23 protein-coding genes, 1 tRNA gene and 1 pseudogene are annotated in these 23,126 nt (G+C 63.4%); 14 read left to right on the top strand and 11 right to left on the bottom strand.

Annotated features, from left to right (window positions below):
- Positions 1–127 precede the first annotated feature (127 nt).
- The 3 genes from AC1DX4_RS28205 (at position 128) to AC1DX4_RS28195 (ending at position 3,425) form a co-directional block, all read left to right on the top strand.
- Complete coding sequence (locus AC1DX4_RS28205) at positions 128–1,051, top strand: BadF/BadG/BcrA/BcrD ATPase family protein (RefSeq protein ID WP_477223422.1); 924 nt, start codon at positions 128–130, stop codon at positions 1,049–1,051.
- Positions 1,052–2,074, top strand: a complete 1,023-nt coding sequence (locus tag AC1DX4_RS28200; protein ID WP_477223421.1) for an SIS domain-containing protein — start codon at positions 1,052–1,054, stop codon at positions 2,072–2,074.
- A gap of 142 nt (positions 2,075–2,216) precedes the next feature.
- Positions 2,217–3,425, top strand: coding sequence for an ROK family transcriptional regulator (locus tag AC1DX4_RS28195; RefSeq protein ID WP_477223420.1), 1,209 nt, complete (start codon positions 2,217–2,219; stop codon positions 3,423–3,425).
- 54 nt (positions 3,426–3,479) lie between these two features.
- Here AC1DX4_RS28195 and AC1DX4_RS28190 read toward each other — a convergent pair whose 3' ends face one another.
- Positions 3,480–4,112 carry an FMN-dependent NADH-azoreductase gene (locus AC1DX4_RS28190; protein WP_477223419.1) on the bottom strand — a complete coding sequence of 211 codons (633 nt, stop codon included), beginning with the start codon at positions 4,110–4,112 and terminating at the stop codon, positions 3,480–3,482.
- A 110-nt stretch (positions 4,113–4,222) separates the two neighbouring features.
- Between AC1DX4_RS28190 and AC1DX4_RS28185 the strand changes: the two genes are divergently transcribed.
- Positions 4,223–5,182, top strand: coding sequence for a LysR family transcriptional regulator (locus AC1DX4_RS28185; RefSeq protein ID WP_477223418.1), 960 nt, complete (start codon positions 4,223–4,225; stop codon positions 5,180–5,182).
- Here the strand turns inward: AC1DX4_RS28185 and AC1DX4_RS28180 are convergent.
- A complete protein-coding gene (locus tag AC1DX4_RS28180) occupies positions 5,115–5,741 on the bottom strand; it encodes a TetR/AcrR family transcriptional regulator (protein WP_477223417.1) in 627 nt (208 codons plus the stop codon). The two genes, AC1DX4_RS28185 and AC1DX4_RS28180, sit on opposite strands and share 68 nt — an antisense overlap.
- Before the next feature lie 66 nt (positions 5,742–5,807).
- Here AC1DX4_RS28180 and AC1DX4_RS28175 point away from each other — a divergent pair, with 66 nt between their 5' ends.
- Together AC1DX4_RS28175 and AC1DX4_RS28170 are read left to right on the top strand one after the other, a co-directional pair.
- Positions 5,808–6,233, top strand: a complete 426-nt coding sequence (locus AC1DX4_RS28175) for a VOC family protein (protein WP_477223416.1) — start codon at positions 5,808–5,810, stop codon at positions 6,231–6,233.
- Positions 6,234–7,409: 1,176 nt separating this feature from the next.
- Positions 7,410–9,539 (top strand): P-loop NTPase fold protein, encoded by a 2,130-nt coding sequence (locus tag AC1DX4_RS28170; protein ID WP_477223415.1) that lies wholly within the window; start codon positions 7,410–7,412, stop codon positions 9,537–9,539.
- A 6-nt stretch (positions 9,540–9,545) separates the two neighbouring features.
- Here AC1DX4_RS28170 and AC1DX4_RS28165 read toward each other — a convergent pair whose 3' ends face one another.
- Positions 9,546–10,496, bottom strand: a complete 951-nt coding sequence (locus tag AC1DX4_RS28165) for a S1C family serine protease (protein WP_477223414.1) — start codon at positions 10,494–10,496, stop codon at positions 9,546–9,548.
- Positions 10,497–10,664: 168 nt separating this feature from the next.
- Here AC1DX4_RS28165 and AC1DX4_RS28160 point away from each other — a divergent pair, with 168 nt between their 5' ends.
- The 3 genes from AC1DX4_RS28160 (at position 10,665) to AC1DX4_RS28150 (ending at position 13,421) form a co-directional block, all read left to right on the top strand.
- Positions 10,665–11,537 (top strand): S1C family serine protease, encoded by an 873-nt coding sequence (locus tag AC1DX4_RS28160; protein ID WP_477223413.1) that lies wholly within the window; start codon positions 10,665–10,667, stop codon positions 11,535–11,537.
- 8 nt (positions 11,538–11,545) lie between these two features.
- Positions 11,546–12,247 carry a response regulator transcription factor gene (locus AC1DX4_RS28155; RefSeq protein WP_477223412.1) on the top strand — a complete coding sequence of 234 codons (702 nt, stop codon included), beginning with the start codon at positions 11,546–11,548 and terminating at the stop codon, positions 12,245–12,247.
- Positions 12,248–12,554: 307 nt separating this feature from the next.
- Positions 12,555–13,421 (top strand): SDR family oxidoreductase, encoded by an 867-nt coding sequence (locus AC1DX4_RS28150; protein ID WP_477223411.1) that lies wholly within the window; start codon positions 12,555–12,557, stop codon positions 13,419–13,421.
- A gap of 36 nt (positions 13,422–13,457) precedes the next feature.
- Here AC1DX4_RS28150 and AC1DX4_RS28145 read toward each other — a convergent pair whose 3' ends face one another.
- Positions 13,458–14,051, bottom strand: a complete 594-nt coding sequence (locus tag AC1DX4_RS28145; protein WP_477223578.1) for an SAM-dependent methyltransferase — start codon at positions 14,049–14,051, stop codon at positions 13,458–13,460.
- A gap of 177 nt (positions 14,052–14,228) precedes the next feature.
- Here AC1DX4_RS28145 and AC1DX4_RS28140 point away from each other — a divergent pair, with 177 nt between their 5' ends.
- Positions 14,229–15,023 (top strand): helix-turn-helix transcriptional regulator, encoded by a 795-nt coding sequence (locus AC1DX4_RS28140; protein ID WP_477223577.1) that lies wholly within the window; start codon positions 14,229–14,231, stop codon positions 15,021–15,023.
- Positions 15,024–15,064: 41 nt separating this feature from the next.
- Here the strand turns inward: AC1DX4_RS28140 and AC1DX4_RS28135 are convergent, their stop codons facing one another.
- Together AC1DX4_RS28135 and AC1DX4_RS28130 are read right to left on the bottom strand one after the other, a co-directional pair.
- On the bottom strand, positions 15,065–15,580 hold the full coding sequence (locus AC1DX4_RS28135) for a TIGR00645 family protein (protein ID WP_477223410.1): 516 nt from the start codon (positions 15,578–15,580) through the stop codon (positions 15,065–15,067).
- A 330-nt stretch (positions 15,581–15,910) separates the two neighbouring features.
- Positions 15,911–18,130: an OmpA family protein gene (locus AC1DX4_RS28130; protein WP_477223409.1), complete on the bottom strand. Its 2,220-nt coding sequence runs from the start codon at positions 18,128–18,130 to the stop codon at positions 15,911–15,913.
- Between the two features lie 198 nt (positions 18,131–18,328).
- On the opposite strand from AC1DX4_RS28130, the gene AC1DX4_RS28125 reads away from it, so the two are divergent.
- Entirely contained in the window at positions 18,329–18,775 is a 447-nt protein-coding gene (locus AC1DX4_RS28125; RefSeq protein ID WP_477223408.1) for a YcgN family cysteine cluster protein, read from the top strand.
- Between the two features lie 142 nt (positions 18,776–18,917).
- Positions 18,918–19,298 (top strand): hypothetical protein, encoded by a 381-nt coding sequence (locus tag AC1DX4_RS28120; RefSeq protein ID WP_477223407.1) that lies wholly within the window; start codon positions 18,918–18,920, stop codon positions 19,296–19,298.
- A gap of 181 nt (positions 19,299–19,479) precedes the next feature.
- Here AC1DX4_RS28120 and AC1DX4_RS28115 read toward each other — a convergent pair whose 3' ends face one another.
- Positions 19,480–20,193, bottom strand: a complete 714-nt coding sequence (locus AC1DX4_RS28115) for an SIMPL domain-containing protein (protein ID WP_477223406.1) — start codon at positions 20,191–20,193, stop codon at positions 19,480–19,482.
- 134 nt (positions 20,194–20,327) lie between these two features.
- Here AC1DX4_RS28115 and AC1DX4_RS28110 point away from each other — a divergent pair.
- A tRNA-Ile gene (locus AC1DX4_RS28110) sits at positions 20,328–20,403 on the top strand.
- A gap of 191 nt (positions 20,404–20,594) precedes the next feature.
- Here the strand turns inward: AC1DX4_RS28110 and AC1DX4_RS28105 are convergent.
- Positions 20,595–20,978 (bottom strand): annotated as a pseudogene (locus AC1DX4_RS28105) (tyrosine-type recombinase/integrase); the annotation flags it as partial.
- On the opposite strand from AC1DX4_RS28105, the gene AC1DX4_RS28100 reads away from it, so the two are divergent.
- Positions 20,880–21,287: a hypothetical protein gene (locus AC1DX4_RS28100; protein ID WP_477223405.1), complete on the top strand. Its 408-nt coding sequence runs from the start codon at positions 20,880–20,882 to the stop codon at positions 21,285–21,287. The pseudogene AC1DX4_RS28105 and the gene AC1DX4_RS28100 overlap by 99 nt on opposite strands.
- Positions 21,288–21,599: 312 nt before the next feature.
- Here AC1DX4_RS28100 and AC1DX4_RS28095 read toward each other — a convergent pair whose 3' ends face one another.
- From AC1DX4_RS28095 to AC1DX4_RS28085, 3 genes are all read right to left on the bottom strand, one after another.
- On the bottom strand, positions 21,600–21,848 hold the full coding sequence (locus tag AC1DX4_RS28095; RefSeq protein ID WP_023767076.1) for a hypothetical protein: 249 nt from the start codon (positions 21,846–21,848) through the stop codon (positions 21,600–21,602).
- A gap of 198 nt (positions 21,849–22,046) precedes the next feature.
- Positions 22,047–22,310, bottom strand: coding sequence for a hypothetical protein (locus AC1DX4_RS28090; RefSeq protein ID WP_477223404.1), 264 nt, complete (start codon positions 22,308–22,310; stop codon positions 22,047–22,049).
- A gap of 13 nt (positions 22,311–22,323) precedes the next feature.
- Complete coding sequence (locus AC1DX4_RS28085) at positions 22,324–22,914, bottom strand: hypothetical protein (RefSeq protein WP_477223403.1); 591 nt, start codon at positions 22,912–22,914, stop codon at positions 22,324–22,326.
- Positions 22,915–23,126 lie beyond the last annotated feature (212 nt).

The following is a 23,126-nucleotide window of genomic DNA, read 5'->3' as shown; positions in this document are numbered from 1 at the left end:
ATGCGCTTTTTACGACGATTATCAAATCATAGTTCTTGCCGTCTGGGAAGATAGTTTGTAAAGTTTCCTAACTAATGTGGATTTGGACGAGGCAGCCCGCTTCGTCCGGCGTGCGCGGTGGATGTCGGTGACCCAGAAAATCATTGCAGGCGTGGATATAGGCGGCACCAAGACGCGCATCATGGCGTGCCAGGGCGGGCACACGATCGCCGACGAGGTGCTGGTGACGGAGAGCTGGCGCATTCGCCAGATGGAGACCGATGCCACGACACTGGCCGGCATCGTCGCTGGGCTGTGCGGCGGCGCAGCACCTGTCGCGCTGGCAGTCGGCGCGCATGGCTGCGATACGGGTGAACAATGCCTTCGCTTCCAGGCGCTGCTCTCCGGCAGGACCGGTAGTGCGGTGCAGGTGGTCAACGATGCCGAATTGATGGTGCCCGCCGCTGGCTATGACGACGGTATCGGTGTCGTCTCCGGCACCGGCTCCATCGCGGTGGCGCGCATGGCCGATGGCAAGATGCTGGCCGCAGGCGGCTGGGGCTGGATCCTTGGCGACGAGGGCAGCGCGCCGGCGTTGGTGCGCGAGGCGGCGAAGGCGATTCGCCATAGCCTCGACCGGGGCCAGGATGGCGACCCGCTGATCGCCGCCCTGATGCGCGAACTCGATACCGACGACCAGACCAAGCTCGGCATCCTGCTCAACGAGACACGCGGTGCGGCGGTCTGGGGCCGCTATGCCAATGCCGTGTTCGACGCGGCGATCGCCGGCTCGGCTCTGGCCATTCGTGTCATCAGGGAAGGTGGCGCAGGGTTGGCCGCATTGGTCGAACTCCTGATCGAACGCGGCGCCAATCCCGCCCTTGTCGTGGCCGGCGGCGGTGTCATCTCGGAGCAGCCGATGCTGATGACGGCATTTGTCGAGGCCATGGCAAAAATATCGCCGTCGAGCCAGGTGCTGCTGCTGCGCGAGCCGCCGGTGCTGGGTGCCGTCGCCTTGGCCAGACGGCTGCTGGTCGGTCAAGGGCTGTCCTCGCAAACTGGAGTCGTTTGAATGATGAAGCGTATCGGCTACCGCCCGGCGGTGGCGCGCCAGACCGAAAGTCTTGAAATCGGCCGGCGCTCGGTGGCTGCGTCGCTGGACGGCCTCGATCTCAGCGCCTTTGCCGGCAAGACGATCGGGCTTGCCGGCATCGGCGCCAGCTACCAGGCCGCCCTGGCCGGCGCGCTTTATCTGCGCGCCTCCGGTATCAAGGCTTTTGCCTATACGCCGACCGATCTCTATGGCCGTACGGACTCGGCCGCCGATGCGTTCATCGCACTGTCGGCTTCGGGGCAGAGCCGCGAAATCTCCGACGTCATGCGCGAGGCGTCGCGCGCGCCACGCCTCGCGGTCTGCCGTGGCAGCGACAATCCGCTGGCTGATCTGACTGGTGCGGTGCTTGCCACGGATTCGGGCGCCGACAATGGCGCCAGTTCGACCGGCTATACCGGGACCTTGCTGGCACTCGGCATGCTGATCGACAGGCTTGCCGGCAACAGCTTCGACTGGACGCGTTTGCCGACCGCGGTCGCCACAGTGCTCTCCGGTGCGCAACAGGGTGCCGACCAGGCGGCGCGGTTGCTGCAGGGCAGAACATCCATCGACATCGTCGGCGCCGGTCTCGGTTTCGCCAATGCCGGCGAGGCGGCGATGCTGATCCGCGAGGCCGTTCGGGTGCCGGCATCGGGCTGGGACACGCTCAACTATCTGCACGGACCGATGGAATCGCAGGATGCGGCAACCGGATTGATCGCCATCGGCGATGGCCGCGAGGTCAAGATCGCGCAGGATGTTGCGGCGCTGGGCTGTCCCTCGGTGCTGGTGACGCGGCGCAGCGATGTCGCTCCAGCCGACAGGCTGGTGGCGATCTCGGTTCCGGCGCTCGGCAACGCCATCGCCGATGCCATACTGGAGATCATCGCCATCCAGCTCATTGTAGGCGACATGCAGGACGCGGCAGGCCTTACCGACATCGTGTTCCGCTACCGCCAGACCGACATCAAGCTGAAGCCGTGGTCGCCGACCGAAGTCTGACGTCCTTGTCCGGGCATCGAGGAAATTGCCAAACCGGTCAGCAATGGGGCATTGAGGACGGGATGTGGCTTTCGAGTCGGGGCAGCGCTTGCGCTTCCACCGACCGGAAACAGGATTTCAGGGCAAAGGTCGAACGGCTGAGATGGCGGCTGCGGAAATCCCCAATCTGACCGACAGCGCCCGCGCCGTGCTGCGCGTGCTCGCCGCGCACGGGCCGGTGACGCGGCCGAAGCTCGGGGCCATGCTCGACCTGTCGAAGCCGACCATGTCGGCGGCGGTGTCGGAGCTGAGCGCCTTGGGCCTCGTTACCTCGCGCGGGCTGGAGCGTGGCGCCATTGGCCGCACGGCGACGATCTACGGCATCGGTCCGGGTGCGGGCTACGCGATCGGCATCGATGTCGGCGCCGCTCAGGTGCGCGCCGTCGCCTATTCGATGGATGCTGAGAAGCTGGCGTCGATGGAAGAGCCGATACCGGATGCGATAGCCGGCGATGCCGACGAGGTCGGCGCCGTCGTGCTGTCGGTGGCGCGTGCCACCATGGCCAGGGTGGCCAAGAGTTTTCGCGCGCTGCGCGCCATTGCTGTGGCCGTGCCGCGCATCGTCTCCAACGATCGTTTCGACCGGCCAGGTGGGCCGTCCGCCGTGCTTGGCCTGCTGCGCCGTAGCGTCGAGGTGCCGATCATTCTGGAAAACAACGTCAACTGCGCGGCCATCGGCGAGATGCATTTTGGCGCCGCGCAAGGCCACCAGACCTTCGCCTTCCTGCAAGTCGGCGTGCGGGTCGGCCTCGGCTTCATCACCGAGGGGCGCCTGTTTCGCGGCGCCGGTGGTGCGGCCGGCGAAATCGGCCGTATGCCGTTCCCGTGGTCGGCCAGCGAGACGCCCTATCGTGAAGGGCTCGAACATTATCTCGGCTCGCGGGCGCTGGTCGAGCGCTGCCGTGTCGACTGGCCCGCCGGGGAAGGCGCGCCGCCCGACTCGGCCAAGGATCTGTTCGCGCGCGCGCTCGAGGGCTCGCCACCGGCGGTAGCGGCCGTCGCGCGCCATGCCGCCGATATCGGCAGGTTGGCGGCCGGCTGCATCGGCATGCTCGACCCCGGCCTGATCGTGCTTGGCGGCGGTGTCGGCAGAAACCCGCTGATGACGGAAAAGGTCGAGCACGTCGCGGCGGAACTTGCGTGGCCGACACGGATCGCCGTCAGCTCGCTGGAAGACGGCGGCACGGCGCTCGGCGCCATGAAGCTGGCCGTCGACTACAGTCTTGGGCTGATGCTGCGCGAAGGCCGCCATCCGGCTGTCGTGTTGCCGCCGCTGTCGGAGACGCAGCAGGACGAGGCAAGGGACGCTTGATAAGAAAAAGGCAGGCGCGGGCGCCTGCCTTTGAAGTTCAGATAATCGTCAGCCCTACGCGGCAGCGGCGACTTGCTGGCTGGCCACCACGGCGTCGACCTTGGCAGTCGCCTTGGCGAGTGCCGCGGTCACCGCGTCAGGGCCCATGCCGACGCCTTCGATGCGGATGACGTCGACGTCGGTCATGCCGAGGAAGCCGAGCACGCCGCGCAGATAGGGAATGGCGTGATCGAACTGCACGGCCGCACCCTCGGAATAGATGCCGCCCGAAGCCAGCACGATATAGACCTTCTTGCCGGTGACGAGGCCCTTGGGGCCGCCTTCGCCATAGGCAAAGCTCCTGCCGGAGCGGGCGATGTGGTCGACCCACGACTTCAGCGTCGAGGAGATGTTGAAGTTGATGAAGCCGGTAGCGAGGATCACCGTGTCGGCGGCGAACAGTTCGTCGAGCACGACGTCGGACACGCCGACGACTTCAGCCTGGCGCGGGGTGCGGGCTTCAGCCGGCGTGTAGATGCCGGTCGAATAGTCGGCATCGATATGCGGCAGCGGGTTGGCGACGAGGTCGCGCACGACAAGCGTGTTCGACGGATCGGCGGCGACGAGCTTTTCGGCGAATTCGGTGGCGATGCGGGTTGAGTGCGAGGCAGCGCCGCGCGGGCTCGACGTTACAAGAAGAATGGACATAGCGGGTCTCTCCAGTGGGAATTGAATTGTCCCGCCTCATATGGGCCTATCGACCCATTCGAAAAACTGGTATATTTTATATACGATCCATCTACAATGTGGATAAGGTAATGCAGCCCAACCCGACACTCGACCAACTTCAGATCTTTGTGACGGTTGCCGAAACAGGCAGCTTTTCGGCCGCCGGCCGCAAGCTCAACCGGGCGCAATCCGTCATCAGCTACGGCATCGCCAATCTCGAGGCGCAGCTTGGGCTGAAGCTGTTCGAACGCGAGGGCACGCGCGAGCCGCAGCTGACCGAGATCGGCCGAGCGATGCTGGAGGATGCGCGACGCATGATCGGCGTGCTGCAGCGCATCCGCTCGCGCGTCGACGGCCACCATCAGGGGCTCGAGGCCGAGGTCGCGCTGTCGGTCGACTCAGCACTGCCTTCGCCGGTGCTGGTGCAGGTGCTGAAGGCGTTCGAGGCGCAGTTCCCAACCGTGATGCTGCGCCTGCATATCGGCACGCTCGGCCTGATCCCCGATCATGTCGTCAGCGGCCAGGCCGATCTCGGCATTGGCGGCCTGCTTGGCGAGGTCAACGACATTCACCTCGTGCGCATCGGCTTCATGTCGATCGTTCTGGCTGCCGCGCCCACCCACCCGCTGGCGCTGCTGCCAAAACCGGTGGCGATCGAGGATGCGCGCGAACACACCCAGCTTGTCGTCACCGACCAGTCCGAACGCACCAAGGGACGCGACTTCGGTGTCTTTGCCTACCGCACCTGGCGGCTGACGGATGTGCGCACCAAGCATATTCTGATGCGCGAGGGGCTGGGCTGGGGCGGTCTGCCGCGCTGGCTGATATCAGACGATCTGGCCACAGGTCGCCTGGTGGAACTGGACCTCGAACCCTTTAGCGAGGTGCGCTCGCCGATGTTTGCCATGTATCGCAACGACAGCACCCCGAAGCCGGCGGCGGCCTGGCTGATCGAACGGTTCAAGCGCGGGCTTGGCTGCTTCAACGAGTTCGAGCCGGGCGAGGTGCCTGAAGAGGAGCCGGAGACAGTCCGTCAATCAGCGCCATGAGAACGGCGCGGTAATCCTCGGCTGACGCACCGGCCTCGATGGCGAGTGCGGCGCGGTCGAAGACCGATGCAAGCAGCGCGGTCAGCGCTTCCGCCGGCAATCTCGTCATCCTGTTGGCCCGCATCGCCGCGACCAGTCCCTCGCGCAGCGAGCGGTTGCCGTGGCTATTGTCGATCGCATCCATGGCGGCGCGGCCAAGCAYGGCCGGACCATCAAGCAGCAACAGCCGCGTGCGGCCGGGCGCGCGCATGGCGGCGAGATAGGCGTCGGAGCCGGCGATGAGCGCCTCGCGGGCTTCGAGCGAGGGTGGCGAAGCGCGGTCGATCTCTTGCGCCACCGCTTGCGCCTCCTGCTCGACCACGGCGGCAAACAGCGCCTGCTTGTCGGCGAAGTGGTGATAGAGCGCGCCGCGCGTTACGCCGGCCGCGGCGACGATCTCCGGCGTGCCGGTCTCGGCATAGGATTTTTCCGTGAACAGCTTTCGCGCCGCCGCGATCAGGTCGGCGCGGGTCGCCTCGGTGCGGTCGCGGTTGGAACGGCGCGCGGATTCCTGTTGCATACATGCAGCCTGTATGTTAATTCGATTTACATACAGACTGTATGTTATGTCCAGGGAGAAAGAAAGATGAAGATATCAAGCTATTACCCGGTGCTGATGACCGGCGACGTCGCCGGCACTGCGGCCTTCTATATCAAGCATTTCGACTTCCAGCCGTTGTTTGAAAGCGACTGGTACGTGCACCTGCAGTCGGTCGACAACAAACGCGTCAACCTCGGCATCGTCCAGGGTGACCACGAGACAATCCCGGAGGAGGGGCGGGGGCGCACCTCAGGTCTGCTGATCAATTTCGAGGTCAGGGATCCCGATGCGGTCTATGAGCGGATTCTTGCCGCCGGCCTGCCGGTCCTGCGGACGCTGCGCGACGAACCCTTCGGCCAGCGCCATTTCATCACCAGGGATCCCAATGGCGTGCTGATCGACGTCATCAAGCCGATCCCGCCCAGCGAGGAATTTTTGGCGCAGTATGCGGCGGGGGCGACGGGCGCTTGAGTGGTGGTCTGAAGTATCGAATGGTTAGAAAGTTCCGTCCGACTGAAGCCATATGACGGCGACGCCAATAGAACCGCGACAATATCTTCAACGTACTGTTGCCCGGCAGAGGCCTGCATATTCTCTGCTTGCGCAGGGTCGAGACAGCGGCCATCCTGAACCGAGGCTGGAGGGGGGCTGAGGGTGGCGGACCGGATCAGCATTGGCAGTCGAGAAGAGCTTGAGAACTGGCTGGTGGACAAGCCACCGGAATGGGCGCAGGCGATAGCGGCGCGGCTTGCGCTAAGAGTGCTGCCGCTGGCCAATGCCGATGCGCCGATTTCCCGTGAACGCTTGCTTCTGATTGTTTTTCGGGCTGCGTTTATATCCTGGTTCGCCCGCAGGTACCCGACACAAGATATGCGGTCAGCCACTTCGGATGCCGCTTACGCTGGCACCGCTGTGGCCGAGTCCTTGGTCGTTGGCAGCAACATTCGAACTGGTGCTCCGGCCGCGGTCGTTCAAGCCGCTGTCACGGCTGCCGACTTCAGCGATAGAGGAACGAAAAGCTCGGCGGCGATCACTGCCGAGCTCGCGGCAAATGCCGGTAGCGTCGTTGCGAGCAGCGTCGGCGCGGCTCAGATACGGGAAAGTGTTGCTTCCGATGTGTCCTTCCTGTCTGAATCTGAAAGCTCAGGCGCCGCGGAAGCTGCTCGTAGGCTGATCAACGAGCCGCTGTGGTTGATCGATGTGCGCGGCGATTCAAGATTTCAGGCCAATTTTCCGCATTGGGTCCGCGCGCCGTTCGACGACATGGTCAAGGATCCTGATCTGTCTGCGGCAGGCTTCAAACTTTGGATAGAATGGTATCGCGCGATTTTACCGAATAGCCGACGTTCGCGACCAATATCTTACTTCAGCGAGACACTTGATCTGCGCATTGCCCGTCAACCCGACAAGTGGTGGAACCGGGAGCCGGCGAAGGTGAATGCGGATATCGCAGCCTGGCTTGCCAGCCCGGTTTCCGAAAATCCCAAGGAGCAACGCGGCGGCTTGGAAGGCATGTCGCCGGCCGAAGTCATGGAAATGATTACGCGATCCCGCCCGGTGTCGACTTCGCGGCCCGGAACGGTTCGCAAACGTCAAAGCAAAGGACAGATTTCATCCGCCGGTGGCGGGACCATCCGCGGTGCCCGTGTGAAGGACAGGAAGGATCCGGTTGCCGATCCCGATCCAACGCCGGAATCGGAAGCCACACCGACCACGTCAACTCCGCCGCCGGAGCCACCGCCGCCACCTCCACCTCCACCGCCATCACCGCCACCAGAGACCTCCGCGGTCGAGACCAGTTTCCTCGATGACTCCACCGATCCTGATGTCGATTTTCTCAGCCGCTCGGATCTAGCCTTCGTGCTGGCGGGACGGCTCAATCAAGTCTGGGATCAGCTCAACAAGGAAAAGCCTCGGGATAGTTACGGCGGCAACAGTGCGCGCTGGACGGGCCTCTGGCCTAAGCGGCCAGCCAGGGAACCGCCACCCGGCTTTGTCGTGCACATCGACGCGCCATGGGGTGGCGGCAAGACCAGCTTTGCCAATTTCCTGATCCGCCTGCTCAATCCCTACAGGGTGGCCGGCCCAGCGCCGGCCTGGATGCTGGGCCTGCCGCTCGGCGACCCAAATTTCTGGCCGGAGTCCTACCGGCGACCCTGGCACATCGTCACCTTCAACGCATGGCAGCACCAGCATGTGCTGCCGCCATGGTGGGTGTTTTATCAGGCGATCCGCAAACAGACGACCGACGCCATTTATGCCGAGGACTTGCTGGTCGAACCAGCGCCCGCGACCGACGCGTCGGGCAACCCGCTGCCTAATGCGCCGCTGGTGCCGCAACCGCCAGCTGCCGGGCAAGGCTACCTTTCGCCGTTGCTGCGCGCTGCTGACTGGTCATGGTGCTGGTTGCGCGAAATGGTCTGGCGCGTATGGACGCCCGACATCCGCAACAAGGTGGCGGTTACCGTGTTGGGTATTTTTGCGGTCGTCCTCTTCTTTCGTTTTGGCCTGCTCAAACTCGATGACAAGGGGGTCAATGCGAACACCACCAGCCTCGGTCCTTTTGTTTCCGTGGTCATCGCCGCGCTTGTGGGAGGGGCACCGCTGATATGGACCGTGCTGTCGGCACTGAGTTCAACCTTGCTGTCCGGCACACCCGACGCGGCAAAGAACTATGCTTTGGGTTCAGGCGATCCGCTCGACCGGTTCCGAGCGCATTTCGCGAAAATGATGGCATCGCTCAAACGACCGGTTCTGGTGGTCGTCGACGATCTCGACCGTTGCGAGCCGACATTCGTCGTCGAGTTGATCCGCGGCATGCAGACCATCCTCAAAAGTCCGCGCCTGGTGTTCATCCTGCTTGGCGATCGCGACTGGATCGAGGAGTGTTTCACCAAGGTCAACGAGGCGATGAAAGGGATACACGTCGGGCCGGAACATGAATTCGGCGCCCGCTTCGCCGAAAAGGCGATCCAGTTCTCCTTCGTGCTGCCGGACATTTCGGATGCTGCCCGCCGCACCTATGTGCGGGATCTGCTGGGGGTGAAGCAGGCGTTATCGGATCGAAGCGGACTACCGCTCGATGTCGTCTTCGAGGCGGATGCCTCGATGCGCGGCGAGTTCGAGTTCAAGGTGGACAGCGTGCTGCAGCAGAACGAGGCCCTTGGTCGCGAAAGTGCCGCGCAGACTGTCCGTGAAGAGATCATCGCAAGTCCGGTAAGCCCCGCCGTCACCGACGCCTTGCTGACCGATTTCGACCGCAGGCTGTCCTTGCGTGCCGCCACCGACAAAACGGCCGAAGCGGCGACGCGGCATCGGCTGGAGGCGCTGTCCAGCGTGCTGCCGGCCAACCCGCGCCAGATCAAGCGCATCATCAACGCCATCACGCTGTTGCAAGAGGTCGCCCGCATCGAGCAGAGCGTGCAACCCGGCTCGACGGAATGGAAGATCCTGGCCTTGTGGATCATCCTGATGATCGAATGGCCGAAAAGCTGGTTCACGCTGAGCAGCTTTCCCGGCCTCGCCAATCGTTTGCTCGACCAGCCGGATGAGACGGTCCCGCATCTGCCTGTCGAAAACCCCGATGCATTCCTGGCGGCTCTGAGAGCAAAGGCCGAAGTTATGGCGATCCTCAGGTTTCAGGGCGATCAGGAATGGCAGGACTGTGCCATCACCACCGCGCGTATCCTGAAACTTCGGCAGATTCTGCCACCAGCGAGTGGTCAGTTGATCGATGTTGCCGCGCCGAAAAAACCGGCTCCGAGCGAAGAGTCCTGATTTCCGCTACCCAGCCCTTGCCACCGGCGTCACCGTCACCTGGCTGACGCCGGTGCGGCGCACCACCGTGCACAGCGTCTCGCGGCCGATGCGCTCGGCGTCGAGCATGCGCACGAGGTCGTCGACGCCGGTCACTGGGCGGCTGTCTATTGCCGCGATGATGTCGCCTTCCCTGAGACCGGCCTTGGCCGCCGGGCCTTCCTTCTCGACGCTGCGCAGCCGCACCGCGGTGCTGGTCGACACTTGCGACAGAAGGGCGGCGCGGCGCGGCAGATTGGTGGTATCGGCCGAGACGCCGATGAAGGCGCGGCGCACGCGGCCGAAACGGATGATTTCCGAAATGACGAAATTGGCGGTGTTTGAGGCAACCGCGAAGGCGATGCCTTGCGCGCCATGAATCATGGCGGTGTTGACGCCGATGACCTCGCCGGCCGACGACACCAGCGGGCCGCCGGAATTGCCGGGGTTGAGCGCGGCATCGGTCTGGATGACGTCATCGATCAGCCGGCCGGTCGAGGCGCGCATCGAGCGGCCGAGCGCCGAGACGACGCCTGAGGTGACCGTCCATTCGAAGCCCAGCGGATTGCCGATGGCAATGGCGATCTGGCCGCGCCGCAGCCGCTTGGAATCGCCAAGCGGCGCAACATCGGCGAAGCTGCCGTCGGCGCGCACCAGCGCGATGTCGGTGTCGGGATCGCGGCCGAGCACGCGGCCCTCGCCGGAGGCGCCGTCCGGCATCGAGACGCGCACCGTCCTGGCGTCGCCGACGACATGGAAATTGGTGACGACCAACCCGTCCGGCGCAATGACGAAGCCGGAACCATGGCCGCCCTGGCCGCCAATGCGCTCGATGCGGCAGACGGCCGGGCCGATGCGGTCGACGGCATCGGCCACCGTCGTCGAATAGGCGTCGAGCAACGTCTCATCAGGTTGGAACTTTTGGGCGGCAAGGGCCATGGTCGGGCTCCGTGTTTTCAGGCTTGATCGTGACTATATGTGCGGAGCGGCCGGAACCGCCGCGACCTGACCAGATGGCCAGTCAAACCAGCAACTAGCCGTCAGGCGAGTACCTCCGGGCACGCTGCCGAGCGATATCTGGGGCATGAGAAAACCCAGGAGATATTCATGAGCGACTTCAATCTGAATGCATTTTCGCAGGCGATCGCCGATCTCGCTGCCAAGGCGGCGCCGGCAACGGCAAGCTTCACTACTCATCATCACCGCACGGCAAGCGCCTTCCACTGGGGCGACGGCTATTTCGTCACCGCCGAGGAGGCTGTCGAGGCCGGCGAGGAGATCGAGCTGACGCTGGCCTCGGGCGAGACGGCGAAGGCCGAGCTGGTCGGTCGCGATCCTTCGACGGGCGTTGCCTTGCTGAAGCCCGCCGATGCGACCGCCATACCTGTCCTTGCCAAGGCTGATGCCGTTCGACCAGGCAATATTGCCATTGCCATCGGCAGCAGCCAGGGCTCAGCGCTGGCGGTGTCGGGTTCGGTCGGCGAAGTCGGCCCGGCCTGGCGCTCGATGCGCGGCGGCACGATCGACCGGCGCATCAATTTGGCTGTCGGCGCCGGCGGCCGTTTCGAGGGTGGTCCGGTGCTCGACGCCAAGGGCGCGCTGATCGGTATGCTGTTGTTCGGGCCGCGTGGCCGGGCGCTGGTCATGCCCTATGAGACGATCGAACGTGCGGTGGCGACGCTGCGCGAGAAGGGCCATGTTGCGCGCGGCTATCTCGGCGCTGGCCTGCATCCGGTGCGTGACCGCGATGCGCATGGCGCGATGGTGATGAGCCTCGACGACAACGGCCCGGCCAAGGCTGCCGGCCTGTCGCTGGGCGATATCATCGTGGCGTGGAACGGCGAGGCGGTGCATGGTCCGCGCGATCTGATCCGCCGGCTCGGGCCTGACAGCGCCGGTGTTTCGGTGACGCTTGGCATGGTGCGCGGCGGCGAACAGCGCGATGTTGCGCTGACCATCGGCGAGAAGCCGCTGAGCTGAGAGGATCGATGGAAAGCGACACGCTGACAAGGCCCGATATGGCTGGGCCGGAAGTGGCAAGCAGCGAACGCCAGCTCGTGGTGCTCATCGCACTGCGCGATGCCGCGCGCGCCGAGCGCTTGTCCGCTTCGCTTGCAATGGCGGAAGACCTGCTGCCGGTCGTGGCTGGCGGCGGGGTCGCCGATGTCGCGGTCATCGATGATGCTGTTGCCAACAGCGCGGCCTGGATCGATCGGGTGAGGGCTGGCCATACTCCGCCCCCACAAGTTCTGCTCTCCGTGCGCGCTATCCGGCCAGAGGGCCAGGTGTTTGCCGTGCTGCCGTTGGCTGCGAATGCGACTCTGATCGCTGCTGCCGTCAGACTGGCAGCGGCCGGCTACCGGGTGTCCGGCGACGGGCGTTCGACGCCGGATCGCCATGACGATTTCGATCGCGATGATGCGGCCAATGGGGCTGGAGGCCACAGTGGGCTGTTCGGCGAGGAACCGCTCGACGATGGCTCCGTCACACGGCCCACGCTGTCACCGCGCGAGGCAGAAGTGCTGGCGCTGCTGGCCGAAGGCGCGCCCAACAAGGTGATCGCCCGGCGGCTGAACATTTCCGTGCACACAGCGAAGTTCCACGTCGCCGCGATCCTGATCAAGCTGGGAGCCGCCAACCGCACGGACGCCATTGCGATTGCGATGCGGCAGGGGCTGGTGCTGGTTTAGGAAAGCTTGGGTTCCTCGCCCCCGCAGAGCGGGGAGAGGTGGCCGCGTAGCGGACGGAGAGGGGGCAGCGCCAGCGAGCGAAATTGGCTGCCTTCAGAGCACATTGAAAAAGTAACGCAGGGTCGCGTGTAACCCCCTCTCCGTCTCGGCTTCGCCGAGCCACCTCTCCCCCACAWCCGTGGGGGCGAGGAGCCCAAGTTTTTGCCAGACCCTCCCCAACGTCACCATGGCTTCCCTTGGCAAGCTCTTGTATCCGGCAGCGGCGCGGGCAAGGATTGCCCAAAGAAACAATGCACGCGGAGGAAAAATGTCGCTCAAGGGAAAGACGCTGTTCATCTCCGGCGGGTCGCGTGGCATCGGGCTGGCGATCGCGCTGCGGGCCGCGCGCGACGGCGCCAATGTGACGATCGCCGCCAAGACCGCCGAGCCGCATCCGAAGCTGCCCGGCACGATCTACACCGCCGCTGAAGAGATCGAGCAGGCGGGCGGCAAGGCGCTGCCTATGTTGTGCGATATCCGCGAGGAGGCGCAGGTCGCCGAGGCGGTCGCGAAAACTGTCGAGAAATTCGGCGGCATCGATATCTGCGTCAACAATGCCAGCGCCATCCAGCTTACGGGCACGCTGGAGACCGACATGAAGCGCTACGATCTGATGCATCAGATCAACACGCGCGGCACCTTCCTGGTGTCCAAAATGTGCATTCCGCACCTGAAGTTGGCGCAAAATCCTCACATCTTGAATCTGGCGCCGCCGCTCGACATGAAGGCCAAATGGTTCAAGAACCACGTCGCCTACACCATGGCCAAGTTCGGCATGTCGATGTGCACGCTGGGCCTGAGCGCGGAGTTCGCCAGGGACGGCATCGCGGTCAATTCGCTGTGGCCGATCTCGACCATCGACACGGCGGCCGTGCGCAATCTTCTGGGCGGTGCCATGGTAGCGGCAATGAGCCGGTCGCCCGACATCATGGCCGATGCCGCGCATGCCATCTTCATGCGGCCGTCGCGCGAAACAACAGGCAATTTCTACATCGACGAGGAAGTGCTGCGCGCCGAGGGCGTGAGCGACTTTTCGGTCTATTCACCAGGCGCGACCGGACCGCTGGCAGGCGACTTTTTTGTGCCGGACGAGGTGTTTGCCAATTCCGATACGAAGATCAGGCAAACGTTCTAGCGGGAAGGTCCCACGTTGGCTGCGATATGGATTGCATTATCCGCGAAATGCAATCCAGGCGCCCCAGAACAGGCTTGAGAAAAAGCGCAGCGGCTTCGTGAAACCCGCTGCTGCAAGCAAGGCGAACACGGCGTCTTCCGATTGCGGCGGATCGGCGCCTTGCAGGATTTTGCCGAGTTTTGTCTCGATCTCGGCCGGGGTTGCCCCATTCATGCGCCAGCGCTGAGCCCAGGCTGCCATCATTAATGGTTGCGAGGCATAGGCGTGGTAATTGCCGGCAAGGATCAACGGCGCATCCTTTTTCAAACGCGCGGCAATGTCGCCAAGGATTGCCTGCTTGGCATCATGACCAGGCAAATGATGAAGCACGCCGATCAGCATGGCTGCATCGAATGGCTGGTCTTCGGACAGGTCCGCGACAACGCCCAAAACAGGCTCCGTGCGCTCCATGAGCCCGGCGGCTGCGATGCGTGACATCGCCAGATCCAGCATGGGTTTTGACGGATCGACAGCGACGAAACTCCAGGACGGCTCCAGCTTGGCGGCTGTGATGACTTCACGCGCCGTGCCGCCGGCCCCGGCGACAAGTATGCGTGCGCTCGAGCCGGCGCCAAGCGATGCCGCGAGCATGCAGGCGGCCAGCTCATGGCACGCGTCATACCCCGCAAGCGCGATCCTGCTCTGGGTTTCGTATTCTGCGGCCCGCGAGGGGTCGAACTTGGCGGCGGCATCGACTGACATACTGTTCCAATCCGGAGCGCTTAGGCTCTCGCTATGAAGTGATGTCAATTTGGCATAATCTTGATCATGGATATTAAGAATAACATGATCATGAGTCCGATTTTACCGCGAAAGCATGACCGATTGACTGCATTTCTGCAGGCGTTTGGGCTGCGTGCGGTTGTGACCAATGAGGCGGATGCGAATCTTTTCCTGGTCACGGGAGATGATGGCGACGGCGCCTCGCACATCGTTGTCAGGGTCTTGGGAGGCGTTCCCAGCAACCGGGCATTTTCCGTCCTCGTCGCGGCCCGGATCGATTTTGGCGGCGTTGCCAACCCGCTTGTTGGCGCCTTGCCCGAGGAATTGGTGTTTGCATTGGCGGAGCAGCCGCAGATGCGAGGGCTGGCGGACGCGCTGGCGATGGAGGTCGAAAACAGCCGTTGCGGCGGGCGGACCGTCCAGGAACGCCTCTGCGAAATCATCGTCGTTCTCGCCGTCCGGCGTGCGATAGACATGGGCCGGGTCAGCGCGGGGCTTCTGGCGGGCCTCGCTCACCCGACCCTGCACCCCTGCCTGGTGGCCATCCATGACAGACCGGCTCTCGGCTGGCGCACGGAGATGCTGGCTCAACTGGCCGGCCTGTCTCGAAGCCACTTCATAGAGCAATTCACCAGGACCGTCGGCACGACGCCCGCCGCCTATGTCACGTCATGGCGCCTCACGCTGGGCCGCGCCGAGATTGCCGCTGGGCACAGCGTCAAAGCCACCGCGCGACGTGTCGGCTTTGGTAGCGCTGCTGCCTTCTCGCGCGCCTTTTCACGCACCTACGGCTATCCGCCTGCCGAGATGGTCACAGCGGGTTCGCAGCGATGGCCCTGAGGCGATCCGTAGCTGTGGCTACAGCCCCACAATTTGGAGGCTTACTCCTCGTCCTTCTTGCCTTTGCTCAGGCCCATCAGCCGGTCGATATAGGCCAGCATCAGCGCCGAGACGACGAAGGCGAGGTGGATGATGGTCAGCCACATCAGCTGTTCGGTGGTGTAGGAGGACGAGTTCAAAAACACCTGCAAGAGGTGGATGGACGAGATGGCGACGATGGTCGAGGCGACCTTGACCTTCAGCGAACCGACATCGATCGTGCCTAGCCAATGGACGCCGCCATCCTGGTCGTCGAAGCGGCTGACGAAGTTCTCGTAGCCTGAGATGATGACCATCACGACCAGCGAAGCAACCAGGGCCGCATCGATCAGGCCGAGCATCTTCAGGATGGTGTCGGTGTCGCCGAGCGTGAAGGCCACGGTGACGAACTCGTAGAGCTTATTGCCAAAGGACAGCGCATAGACGGCCAATGCCAGCGCTAATCCGATATAGAAGACGACGAGGAGCCAGCGCGAGGCGAGGATGATCGATTCGATGGCGAGTTCGAGACGCTTCATAGGGTGGTTCCGCTTGGTTCTCTTGTTCGGAGTGGACCGTATTTCGACCACGCTGCTCCCGTTTGCAAGATAAATTGGGAAGCAAAAAACCCCGCCGGAGGGGGCCGGCGGGGCTCAATGCATCCCGCTGGAGTCGGGATGGGGCAGGGAACGCCCAGACCAGAATCTGGGGTGTGCGAGCCCGCGATTCAATGAGCCGGCTCTAATGCCCGTACAAATCTTGTTGACCCAGCGCATGTGGTCCGCACTTCGTCCCACCCCGGTCGACCGGGATGGGACTTGCTTGCCGACTTGATTCCAGAAGCCACTTCAAGCCTCTGGAAAGCCAAGTCAATTGTTGCTGGCGACAGGCGCCACCAGCGAGGTGATGCGGCGGATGGCGACACGCCGGTTCTCGCGGTTGGGCGACTGTGTGTTCACCTTCAGATACTCCTCGCCATAGCCCTGAGTCGTCAGGTTCTCCGGCGGGATGCCGAAGGCGCTGGTCAGGGCTTCGGCGACCGATTCCGCCCTGCGATCCGACAAGGCAAGATTGGCCTCCGGCTTGCCGACGGCATCGGTATGGCCCTCGATCAGGAAGGTCTCGGCCGGGTTCTTCTTCAAAAGCTTCTCCATGGCGTCGGCGACGCCCTCTAGCTTCTGCACCTCGGTGTCGGAGATCGAAGCCGAACCGAATTCGAAGTTCAGCGTGTCGAGGTCGACGCGGCGTGCGATGTCGCGCACGCGGGCCGAGCGCTTGACCTCGTCGATCGAATAGAGACGCTGGACCTTCTCCACTGGCGGCTGTTCGAGGAAGGTGTAGTAATCGTCCGGGCTCTCGACATCCTCGGAATCGAGGATGTATTGCCGGCGCGGAATGTTGAGCCGCATCGGCGGCAGGTCATCGCCCGGATCGCGCCAGTCGCCCTCATCCTGATAGTCCCGTTCCTCGACATAGCTCAGCACATATTCGCGCCCATCCGGCGTGATGCGCGAACGCTGGATGACGTCGCCATAACGGTTGCGGATGGTGACGATCTGGACGCCATTGCCGCGCTCGACAGTCTCGCGTGTGCGGCCTTGCGGCAGATCCTCGTAATAGACATCCTTGGCGCCACGGTTCATGCGCGTGCCGTCATTGCTCTGGACGATCGTCTGGCCGCCGAGCTGGATGATGACGCGGTCGCCGATCTCCTTGAGCACGTCGACACCCTTGGGACGGCGGCGGTCGCGGATGTTCTCGTCGGGTGCGCGATCCCGGCGCTTGCCCTTTTCTTCCGTCACCGGGACGAACTTTTCGGGCTTGATCTCCTGCTGGGCTGCCTTGTCGTCGGTGGGCGGCGGACCCTGGTCGACAGGAGCGACCACGGGCTTGCCGCCCTGGTCGCCGCCTTGCTGGGCATTCTGGCCATCGTTCTGCTGCTGGCCGTTCTTGTCGCCATGCTTGCGGCCGCCGGCCTTGCGTTCGGCATCCTTCTGGCTGTCGAGGATGGGGGCGGCGTCCTTGTCGGCGGGTGCTTCGCCCTGCACGGGGTTTTCACCCTGGACAGGCGCGGCCTTCTCGCCATTGGCAGGCTGTTCACCCGTGGCCGGCTTCTCACCATTGGCCGGTTGTTCACCTGTCGCCGGCTGCTCACCGTTCGCGGGCTGTTCGCCCGTCGGCTTCTTGCCGTGCTTCTTTGTCTTGTCCTGGGGCTGCTCGCCCTGGATCGCCGGCTGTTCGCCGGCCGGCGCCGGCTCAACCTTGGGCGTCGTTGCTTCGCCGGCGGGGGCTTCCTTCGGCGTCGGCGCGGCTTCCGGCGTTACCTGCTCGGCGGGCGCCGCTTTCTGCTGGTCCTGCTTGTGTTTCTTGCCTGGCTTGGTCGACTGGTTGTCGTTGGCGGGTTCAGCCTGGCCAGCAGGGGCCTCGCCGGCGGGCGCCTGTTCAGTCTGCTGCTGCTGGTCGCGCTTCTTCTTGCGCGGCTGCTGTTCGTCGGTTGCGGGAGCGGCCTCGCCGGCGGGTGCCTGCTCGGTCTGCTGCTGTTGGTCCCGCTTCTTCTTGCGCGGCTGCTGCTCGTCGGCGGCGGGGGCTGCCTGTTCGGCGGGGGCCTGTTCGGTTTGCTGTTGCTGATCGCGCTTCTTTTTGCGCGGCTGCTGCTCCTCGACGGCAGGGGCGGCCTGCTCGGCCGGTGCCTGCTCGGTCTGCTGCTGCTGATCGCGCTTCTTCTTACGGGGCTGTTCCTCAGCGGCGGGAGCGGCCTGCTCGGCCGGCGCCTGTTCGGTCTGCTGCTGTTGCTCGTGCTTCTTCTTGCGGGGCTGTTCCTCTGCCGCTGGGGCGGGCTGCTCGGCCGCTGGTGCGGCCTGCTGAGCTGGCTGCTCGGCCTGCTGGTCGCGCTTCTTCTTGCGTGGCTGCTCCTGGTCGGTCGGCTGTGCCTCGTCGGTCGGTGCGTCCTGCGCCAGGATCAGCGGCGTTCCACCGCGCTGCATGGGGTCGAACGCGGCACTTCCCTGAAGCGGGTACGCGCCCAACGGCGCGGATGCCATCAGCAGGCCAAGTGCGGTGCCTGCCAGAATCCGTGGTTGGCGTTTCATCGAAAACTCTCCTTGTGGGGTCCCATCCTTGCCGAAACCGATCTTAGCCCGATTGGTTCCAGTATTGCATGGTTATACACCGTACGGGGCGATTGGCCGGCCTTTTGAAGGCAACTTCGTGTCTTTCGGCCGGGTTGCCGCCCCATTTCAACCATTGCCGCGCTTGACCTCGGCGGCGGCCGGGGCCACATCCCCAGGATGGAAACGCCATTCTGGAAAACAAAGACGCTGGAAGCGATGAGCCCAGCCGAATGGGAATCGCTTTGCGACGGCTGCGGCAAATGCTGCCTGTCGAAGCTCGAGGACGAGGATACGGGCGAGATCTACTGGACCAGCGTCGGCTGCCGGTTGTTCGACGCGCAGACCTGCCGCTGCTCCGACTACGCCAACCGGCTGGCGCGCGTCCCCGATTGCGTCGGGCTGACGCCGCAGAATGTGCGCACCATCAGCTGGTTGCCCAGCACCTGCGCCTACCGGCTGGTGGCCGAGGGCCACGACCTCTATTGGTGGCACCGGCTGGTGTCGGGCAGCGCGGAGACCGTGCACGAGGCCGGCATCTCGATGCGCGGCCGGGTCAAGGCGAGCGAGACCGAGCTTGCCGAGCCTGAGGATTATTTTGACTATATGCTGGACGACGAGCCGTAAGGCCAGCGTTACACCATTGCCCATCCGCCCACATGAACCGCAGATGAACGGCGGGTTCGTAACCAGTTCAGGCAGGCGAGTGCATTCTCCCATCATCGATTTCACGAGGACGGGCGCAAGCCCGCAACAAGGAGAGAGAACCATGTACAACAAGATCAAGACGGCAGCCCTTTCGGCGCTGGTCGCCCTCGGCACGCTGGCGGCTATTCCCGCCCACGCCGACAGCCTCTATCTCGGCTTCGGCAACAACCAGGATCCGCGTTTTGGCGTCTATGCCGGTGATGACGGCTATCGCCACCGCCGTGACGAGCGTCGCGACGATTGGCGCGACGGACGTGGTGATGGCTGGCGCCGTGGTTGCTCGCCGGATCGCGCCCTCGACAAGGCCGAGCGCATGGGCCTTCACCGCGCCCGCATCGTCGATGTCAGCCGCCGCACGGTCAAGGTCATGGGCCGCCAGGATGGCGACCGCGTGGTCATCGTGTTCGCCAACGAGCGCGGTTGCCCGGTTATCTATCGCTAAGGCTTGCGGCATCATCTTCTACGAAGATGAGCCTGTGGTAGTAGAGCCCCTGTCCAGAGCGGACGGGTGCGGCTCGAAAAAACCCCGCGGGAGCGATCCCGCGGGGTTTTTCATGTCGGGTATTTGCCGTTGGGTCTATGCGTGGCCGGGCAAAGCTCGACCACGCATCATTTGGGGCTGCCTACTTCAGTTCGAAGGTGACCGTGACCTGGACGTTGTAGGCGTTCTCGCCGGCTTGCGTCGGCACTGCCGCACCGGCGGCGGCGTCGAAGGCCTTGGCGTTAATCGCCATCGGCGGCGGGGCGATGTTCTGGTCTGAGATCTCCAGGACCCGGCCAATGCTCACGCCGGCGGCTTCCGCAAGCGTCTTGGCCTTGGCGATTGCGCTGGCCACCGCTTTCTTGCGGGCCGCGTCGATGGTCGCTGCCGGGTTGTCATTGGTGAAGGAGATGCCACCGCCCTGGTTGACACCGAGCGACACGGCCTTGTCGAGGATCTCGCCCGTCTTGTCGATGTCGCGCACGCGCACCGCAAGCGTGTTGGTCACCTGGTAGGCAACAAGCTCGGCCTCCTGGCTGCCGTCCGGCTTGTTGGTGTAGTTGTAGCGCGGGTTGATCTGGATGCCCGCCGTCTGCAGGTCGCGGTCCTTGATGCCGGCCGCCTTCATCGCCGCGATCACGGCGGCCATGGCGTCGTTGTTGGCGTCGAGTGCCGCACGTGCCGTCTTGGCTTCGCGCATCACGCTGAGCGACAGCAACGCCAGGTCGGGAGGGATGGTCGCTTCGCCTTCACCCGAAACAATGATGCGGGCGGGCGTCGGCGAATCGGTGGCTCCAGCCATCGCCGGAAAAGCGATTGCAGCGGCGAGCGCGAGAGGCAAAAGATGTTTGGTCATGAAAATCTCCTTGGTCTGCGATCCAGTCGCACAGGTCGCGTAGAGCGCGATTATGGGTTGATTTGGGCGATCCGCGAAAGCCTGTCGGGAAAGCCTTGTGCCGCGATGCGAAAAACATTAATCCAGCCCGCGTGGGGCCTGTAGCTCAATGGTTAGAGCCGGCGGCTCATAACCGCTTGGTTGGGGGTTCGAGTCCCTCCGGGCCCACCATTATCGTTATTTATCAATGACTTACCGACCGGTTCGCCACGAGGTTCGCCAATAGGTTCGCCAAGCATCGGCTTGCGCGTGACCAGCCGCACGACCCGGTCCATCCCCTGGACCGCCAGCCGTACCTGCGATGCCTCGCGCGAATAGAGCTCAGCATGATCGATATCGTCATGACCGAGGACGTCCATCATCTGCCTGGTGGAGGCCTCGGCCTCCGCCAGATAAACACCGAGCGACTTCCTCAAACCATGCAGGGTAAGGCCCTTCGGAAGACCGGCAAGCTTGCACCAATGCGCCATCATTCCAGTCAGTGACTTGGCGGAGAAGGGCTCACCATAGGCGTTGACCAAAACGGTCTCGCCGCGCCTGTCAGCCGCATCCAGGATCTCGGACAGCATAGGTGTGATCGGCACGAAAAGCCGTTTGCCGCCTGTTCGTCCCTTGTTCTTGCCCTGAACGATATCAAACCCGTCAAAGTGACGCTCGACGCCATCGATGAAGACACGGCGGGTGACCCTCTGGTCCCAGCGCAGGCCCGCGACGTCGCCGCGGCGGTTGCCCAGCCAAAGCGCCAATCCGTAACAAGTGCGTGCCGCAGTGCCGAGCTGCCAACGGTTTTCAAATTGCGCCATCGCCTCGCGCGACCATGCCTTCCAGCCGGCATAGGCGGGCCGCCACTCGACCGCCGCGGTGGGGTCGATATCAATCCAATCTTGCCGCAGCGCGACATAGACCAGCTTGCGTATGCCCACCAGCAGGTGCTTGGCCTTATGGGGTGTGGCGATGAAGCGGCCAAGAAGCTCTTCAATATGGATACGTCTAAGGTTCTTAACCGGTACGTCGCGCCAGACAAGTGGGTGATCTGGGACCACCCGCAGTTCTAGAAATTCTTCAATCAGCCGCTTGTTCTTGCGCTTGCTGGCTTCGTCAAGCGCCAACCACTTGACCGAGATCTTCAACCGTTGAAAGGCCGCTCCAAATGTGCCTGGCAGGGCGGCTCCCGGCATTTGGACGACGGGGGCCTTGGGGACTTTTCGGCCTTCGACCGCTGCCTGGTACGCTTCCTTGAATCCCAGTTGATTGGGAGCAGGCAGACTGACCAAACGCTCCTTCGTCCGATAGCGCCAGCGTAGTTTTCCGTGGCGATCGGTGTAGGAGGACAGGCCGGGATATTTGTCGGTCATGGCTGAATGAATCTATTCCCTGCGGTGATTCCCTTGCAACAGGAAGTCGACGATATTCTCATCATCGTCTCCAGGTAGTTCGGCAAACGCCGCTTCGAGTTTAAGGCGATCCCAAATCACGCGGCCGTCAACTTTCTTCGGCTTCGGCATGCGGCGATCAGCAACCATCTGGTCGAATTTGGTTATGCCCACGCCAACATATCGGGCCGCTTCTTCGCGTGAGAGACCCCGAGGAGGATAGGAAAGGGTGTCGCTTTTCATGATCTCGCTGCCGGCATGCGCCCGTGCTTGTGCGTGGGCTTCCATTCAGAGATCAAGATCTGGATTGTATCAGCCAGCGCCGGAAGGGATCCGATCAAACTGTGCGTTGAATTGCGGTCATGGCGTATAAATAGGATGGTTGGCTGATCGGAATGTGAGGATCGAGAAGGAGTGCTACAAGTGTCCGCACTGTGCTGCTCACTCCATGTCCGGCACGTCGCCATTCACAAACAAGGTTTTTGGCGGGCCGTAGTCTCCAAGCGCCGGATCTGCATCCCGGCTCCAAACAATCACGCCTACGTGCTTCCCGGCAAGTGCTTTTGCAATCCGAATAGCCCGCTCTTCGCTTTGCTGGTCGGTCGGGCCATACACCGTAAACAGCTCCCCATCGTCGCCTCGATCAAACGCTACGACAACAATGAGCTTCGGCTTTTTCTGCTCCGGTATGACTTGGGTCGACATTGAATGGCCTTTCTCATTTGAGGGCCGCAGATCCGACTTCAAGCGCGTCGATTGCGTCGAGCACTGCTTGGCGCTTCGGCTCAATTGGTTCATTCGGCTCGAAGCCAGCTAGCGCCAGCGATGTATAGGCGACCGTCACCGCATCGACGAGCTCTCTTGCCTTCGAGCCGTCCGCCATCTCGGCGGTAGCGGCGAGCGCCAATAGGAAGGGACGATCGTCATGGAATTCCTGTTGACCGTCTTCTTCCGCAACGATGACGCGCATCCGCGCTAGCGCCGTGGCGCGATCGGCAAGCTGCGTTTCTGGATCATGGAGCAACTCTAGACCATGGACGCCATATCTTTTCTCGTCCGGCCAACCTTCACAGCAAGCCTCGATTGCCGCGTTGTCGGCGGCCCACCATGCCTCAGCGGCGACATAAACTTCTTCGATCGGCTCCTGATCAGGCGGGAATCCCGCATCATCCCAACCTTCGACTGTAAAAGAGCCTTCGGCGGCTTCTTCGGCAGTGATGCCGATGCGCTTGAGCACGGCCCGCGCGGCTGCCAATCCACGCTGCTTTTCTTCAGGGGTGGCGCCCCTTGCATCCATCAAAATGTCCATGACCGGCCTCCTTGTGGCTGTCATGCCAACAGTGAACAAAAAGAGAACGAATAGTCAAGCCACCCCTCGACCCCAATGCGTTTCGTGGATCGCTATCCACTCCGGGGTGATGCATGCCGAGTCAGCTTCATATGGCGCCCTTCGCCGGGGGCTGTCGGTCCCGCATCCCGCCTGGCGGCGGCGCTATGCTGATGCTCCTTCGGCCGCCCTGT

It is taken from the genome of Mesorhizobium sp. P3_A8, from assembly GCF_056402995.1.
Note: the sequence above shows the minus strand (reverse complement) of the source record. Positions and strands in the feature narration are given on the sequence as shown.

Bases quoted from the DNA above. Each gene is read 5' to 3' on its own strand.
- AC1DX4_RS28145 (WP_477223578.1), bottom strand. From the start codon at position 14,051: ATGCTCGCGGCATCGCTTGGCGCCGGCTCGAGCGCACGCATACTTGTC.
- AC1DX4_RS28185 (WP_477223418.1), top strand. From the start codon at position 4,223: ATGCAGCCCAACCCGACACTCGACCAACTTCAGATCTTTGTGACGGTT.
- AC1DX4_RS28175 (WP_477223416.1), top strand. From the start codon at position 5,808: ATGAAGATATCAAGCTATTACCCGGTGCTGATGACCGGCGACGTCGCC.
- AC1DX4_RS28085 (WP_477223403.1), bottom strand. From the start codon at position 22,914: ATGGACATTTTGATGGATGCAAGGGGCGCCACCCCTGAAGAAAAGCAG.
- AC1DX4_RS28160 (WP_477223413.1), top strand. From the start codon at position 10,665: ATGAGCGACTTCAATCTGAATGCATTTTCGCAGGCGATCGCCGATCTC.
- AC1DX4_RS28130 (WP_477223409.1), bottom strand. From the start codon at position 18,130: ATGAAACGCCAACCACGGATTCTGGCAGGCACCGCACTTGGCCTGCTG.
- AC1DX4_RS28155 (WP_477223412.1), top strand. From the start codon at position 11,546: ATGGAAAGCGACACGCTGACAAGGCCCGATATGGCTGGGCCGGAAGTG.
- AC1DX4_RS28125 (WP_477223408.1), top strand. From the start codon at position 18,329: ATGGAAACGCCATTCTGGAAAACAAAGACGCTGGAAGCGATGAGCCCA.
- AC1DX4_RS28200 (WP_477223421.1), top strand. From the start codon at position 1,052: ATGATGAAGCGTATCGGCTACCGCCCGGCGGTGGCGCGCCAGACCGAA.
- AC1DX4_RS28140 (WP_477223577.1), top strand. From the start codon at position 14,229: ATGGATATTAAGAATAACATGATCATGAGTCCGATTTTACCGCGAAAG.
- AC1DX4_RS28190 (WP_477223419.1), bottom strand. From the start codon at position 4,112: ATGTCCATTCTTCTTGTAACGTCGAGCCCGCGCGGCGCTGCCTCGCAC.
- AC1DX4_RS28165 (WP_477223414.1), bottom strand. From the start codon at position 10,496: ATGGCCCTTGCCGCCCAAAAGTTCCAACCTGATGAGACGTTGCTCGAC.
- AC1DX4_RS28150 (WP_477223411.1), top strand. From the start codon at position 12,555: ATGTCGCTCAAGGGAAAGACGCTGTTCATCTCCGGCGGGTCGCGTGGC.
- AC1DX4_RS28115 (WP_477223406.1), bottom strand. From the start codon at position 20,193: ATGACCAAACATCTTTTGCCTCTCGCGCTCGCCGCTGCAATCGCTTTT.
- AC1DX4_RS28120 (WP_477223407.1), top strand. From the start codon at position 18,918: ATGTACAACAAGATCAAGACGGCAGCCCTTTCGGCGCTGGTCGCCCTC.
- AC1DX4_RS28095 (WP_023767076.1), bottom strand. From the start codon at position 21,848: ATGAAAAGCGACACCCTTTCCTATCCTCCTCGGGGTCTCTCACGCGAA.
- AC1DX4_RS28135 (WP_477223410.1), bottom strand. From the start codon at position 15,580: ATGAAGCGTCTCGAACTCGCCATCGAATCGATCATCCTCGCCTCGCGC.
- AC1DX4_RS28090 (WP_477223404.1), bottom strand. From the start codon at position 22,310: ATGTCGACCCAAGTCATACCGGAGCAGAAAAAGCCGAAGCTCATTGTT.
- AC1DX4_RS28195 (WP_477223420.1), top strand. From the start codon at position 2,217: ATGGCGGCTGCGGAAATCCCCAATCTGACCGACAGCGCCCGCGCCGTG.